The following is a 2,831-nucleotide window of genomic DNA, read 5'->3' as shown; positions in this document are numbered from 1 at the left end:
CGGCATACGGCGGATACCCGGCGGCGTCGTGGCCGGTCGCACCGTCTCCGCAGCCTGCGACCGGAGTGCCGGTGGTGGGGATCATCGGACTTGTCGCCGTGGTCATCGGCGTCGTCTGCGCCTGCTTCCCGGTGATCGCGATCGCCGGTTGGGCGCTGCTCGCCGTGGGCTTCGTGATGTCGCTGATCTCGCTCTTCCTGCGCGGACGGAAGTGGCCCGGCATCACCGGACTGGTCGTAGCCGTCATCGGCGCGGTCCTCGCCGCCGCGGTCTCTTTCCTCGTGCTGGCGACGTCGTCGATCGCGGAGAACGGCGACAGTCCGTTCGCCGCTCCCGGCGATCGCCCGTCGTCCAAAGGCGATTCCTCCACCGGACGCGAGGATCCCTCCACCATCGAGGGTGCGGAGATGGTCCCCTTCGAGGAGCTCGAGGTCGGCGACTGCCTCCCCCTGGTCGAATACACCGACGACGACGTGATCTTCGATCTTCCCGTCGTGCCGTGCGAGCAGCCCCACACCGACGAGATCTACCTCATCTTCGACGTCGAAGACGGCGAGTTCCCCGGGGACGACGCCCTGGGCGTCACGGCGTCGGACGGCTGCCTCGCGGCGTTCGAGTCGTACGTCGGCGTCTCCTACGACGTCTCCGAGCTCGATTACTACTACTACCAGCCGACGAAGTCATCCTGGAACCACGCATCGGATCGCACCGTGCAGTGCATCCTCTTCAGCTACGAGGAAGTGACCGGAACCCTCAAGGGCGCGAACTACTGACCGACGACGCACACGAAGAAGGCCCCGGATCTCTCCGGGGCCTTCTTCGAGGACTCAGTCCTCGATCTTGCGCTTGCGCCAGCGGATGCCCGCCGAGATGAAGTCGTCGAGGTCGCCGTCGAACACCGCCGCCGGGTTGCCGGACTCCTGTCCGGTGCGGAGGTCTTTGACCAGCTGCTGCCCGTAGAGGAAGTACGAGCGCATCTGGTCGCCCCAGCTCGCGGTGATGTTGCCCGCGAGCTCCTTCTTCTTCGCCGCTTCCTGCTCCTTCTGCAGGAGCAGGAGTCGCGTCTGCAGCACGCGCATCGCGGCGGCGCGGTTCTGGATCTGCGACTTCTCGTTCTGCATCGACACGACGATGCCGGTCGGGAGGTGGGTGAGGCGCACGGCCGAGTCGGTCGTGTTGACCGACTGCCCACCGGGGCCGGAGGAGCGGAAGACGTCGACGCGGATGTCGTTCTCCGGGATGTCGACCTCGGTGGCCTCTTCCATCAGCGGGATGACCTCGACAGCGGCGAACGACGTCTGGCGCTTGTCGGCGGAGCCGAACGGGCTGATACGGGCGAGGCGGTGGGTTCCGGCCTCGACCGAGATGGTTCCGAAGGCGTAGGGCGCATCGATCTCGAAGGTCGCAGACTTGATGCCCGCACCCTCCGCGTAGGACGTGTCCATGACCTTGACGGGGTACTTGTGACGCTCGGCCCAGCGCAGGTACATGCGCATCAGCATCTCGGCGAAGTCGGTGGCGTCGTCGCCGCCGGCGCCGGATCGGATCGTGATGATCGCGGCGCGCTCGTCGTACTCGCCATCGAGGAGCGTCTGCACCTCGAGCTGGTTGATGAGGTCGGTGAGAGCGGCGAGCTCGGCGCGGGCTTCCTGCGCGGAGTCCTCATCGCCCATCTCGTTGGCGAGCCCGATCAGGACCTCGAGGTCATCGAGACGCTGAGCGATGCCGGTGATGCGGGCGAGCTCGGACTGGCGGTGGCTGAGTGCGCTGGTCACCTTCTGCGCGTTCTCGGTGTCGTCCCAGAGGTCGGGGGCACCGGCCTCCTCGCTGAGACGCGCGATGTCGTCGCGGAGACGGGAGACATCGACGACCTCGCTGATGTCGCCGAAGGTGTGCCTGAGCGCCTGGATTTCGGCGGAGAGATCTAGTTCGAGCATGACACCTCAGCCTAACGTGCCGCCTGCCCGCGCGGGGACCCCGTCGTCGGAGACCTTTCCGCAACGGGAGTAGCGTGAAGCTGTGAGCAGTGCTTCGACGGTCCTTCGACAGTTCGGGCCCATGGTGTATCTGCCGACGATCCTCTTCGCCCTCGGCGAAGGCGCCGTGATTCCGCTCATCCCGGTGCTCGCCGCATCCATGGGCGCCGACGTGGCGTTCGCCGCCCTCGTGGCCTCCGCCCTCGTTATCGGTCAGTTGTGCGGCAACCTTCCTGCCGGCTGGGCCGTGGGCAAGATCGGCGAGAGGTACACGATGGTCATCGCCGGCGTGATCGCCATCGTCGCCGGACTCGGAATGGTGTTCGCGCCCTCGCTCGGCGTGCTGGCGGCCTCGGTCTTCCTCCTCGGGATCTGCGCGGCGGCCTTCGGTCTCGCCCGCCACGCGTTCATGACCACTCGCGTGCCGGTCGCCTTCCGTGCGCGTTCGCTCTCGCTGCTCGGCGGCAGCTTCCGACTCGGCATCTTCATCGGCCCCTTCGTGGCTGCGGGGCTCCTGCAGCTGTTCGGGAGCGAGAGTGCGGCGATCTGGTTCTTCCTGGGCTGCCTGGTGGTCATGGTCGTGCTGGTGCTCTTCGGTCCCGACCCCGAGAAGATGATCCCGCCGGTACCGTCGACCACTCACGAGCGCTATCTGGAGGACTCCGGCGAGGCGGTGAGCGGGTCGATCCCGACGATCGAGCGCCTGGGCATCTTCCAGACCATGTGGTCGGTAGTCGGCACGGTCCGCAGCGGCGTGGACTATCGCGGAGTGCAGGTCGAGGGCGTCTCGCACGCCTACATGACCATGTTCGCCAAGCGGCTGGCCCCTGTCGTCGACTCCAGCACCGTGATCGA

Annotated in this window: 3 protein-coding genes; 2 read left to right on the top strand and 1 reads right to left on the bottom strand. The window is 66.9% G+C overall.

The annotated features are described in order from the left end of the window. A partial coding sequence (locus tag KZA10_RS11375; RefSeq protein ID WP_218682938.1) for a septum formation family protein occupies positions 1-773 on the top strand: 773 nt, incomplete at its 5' end. Between the two features lie 54 nt (positions 774-827). On the opposite strand, the gene prfB is transcribed toward KZA10_RS11375, so the two are convergent. Next, a complete protein-coding gene (gene prfB, locus KZA10_RS11370; RefSeq protein WP_017828547.1) occupies positions 828-1,937 on the bottom strand; it encodes a peptide chain release factor 2 in 1,110 nt (369 codons plus the stop codon). A 121-nt stretch (positions 1,938-2,058) separates the two neighbouring features. Here prfB and KZA10_RS11365 point away from each other — a divergent pair. After that, the coding region (locus tag KZA10_RS11365; protein WP_256934754.1) for an MFS transporter at positions 2,059-2,831 on the top strand (773 nt) is incomplete at its 3' end.

The organism is Microbacterium sp. BF1 (genome assembly GCF_019279095.1).
Lineage (GTDB): Bacteria > Actinomycetota > Actinomycetes > Actinomycetales > Microbacteriaceae > Microbacterium > Microbacterium maritypicum.
Note: the sequence above shows the minus strand (reverse complement) of the source record. Positions and strands in the feature narration are given on the sequence as shown.

What these genes read in the sequence shown, in the direction of transcription:
- prfB (WP_017828547.1), bottom strand. Translation starts at nt 1,937, where the DNA reads ATGCTCGAACTAGATCTCTCCGCCGAAATCCAGGCGCTCAGGCACACC.